Annotated in this window: 1 protein-coding gene; it reads left to right on the top strand. The window is 51.0% G+C overall.

All coding sequences use genetic code 11. The features are described 5' to 3' along the window. On the top strand, nt 1–1003 hold a 1003-nt coding region (locus A3750_RS19630), incomplete at both ends, for an immunoglobulin domain-containing protein (protein WP_197475174.1).

The raw sequence follows: 1003 nt of genomic DNA on the forward strand, positions 1-1003 counted from the left end.
TTGAGCTTGCGCAAACACAGAGCTGGTATGACGCGGGGATTACTATCAATGACATAGCGCCCAGCAATCTATTCAAGAACAGCGCAGCAATTGCCGAGCAGCTCTCTGTGACGCTGGCACAGGATACTCTCACTCAAATGGACACGCTGCTCGCTAAAGCGAACAGCGCTTCGACGGAAGGCGGCTTTCGCATCCTCTCATCACCGGAGAGTAGAAGTACGACCTTGGGTGAGAGTTTTTATTTTCGCGCTCACGCAAGCGCACAATCTGCGTTGCAATATCAATGGCTTCACAATGGCGCAGAGATTCCCGGAGCAACTAGTGCCATTTATGGAAAGGCAAGCGCAAAAGGCAGCGACGCTGGCAGCTATCAGGTTCGCGTTTCCAGCGCAGGCCAAACACTTTTCTCAAGCCTAGCTACCCTGCAAGTAAATACAGCAAACGTTGCTCTGGACTTTTCTAGACAACCTCAGGGAGCAACACTCGTAAGTGGTCAGTCATTAACGTTGAACGCAAACACCAATATCACCGATAACGTCGAGATCCGCTGGCAAAGGAACGGTAGTCTTCTGACCAGCCAAAGAAGCCCGACCCTCCAAATTAGTGATGTAGCAAATAGCGACTCAGGCGCATACAGGGCAATTGCATCGCGCAACGGACACATCATCTATTCCAACTTTGCACACGTCCATGTCACAGACGCATTGAGTGGCATACAAATTACTGAGCACCCGCAAAGCACGGCGCTGCTGAATGGACAACAAGCAGCCCTTCAAGTAGTAGCATCAGGTGGCGGCTTTTTACGCTACCAATGGTTTAAAAACGGGGTGAAGTTGAGTGGCGCAACACGCAGCTATTTGACACTGACGAATGTAAGCCCGTCTGACGAAGGCAGCTATTTCGTCGAAGTCAGTAACAGCTCGGGCAAGATTGCCTCAAGTCGTGCCGAGATTCAGGTAATTAGCAATAGCGCGGCGCTGGAACTACTTGAGCATCCGCGTTC

The sequence above is a fragment of the Oleiphilus sp. HI0079 genome, assembly GCF_001635105.1.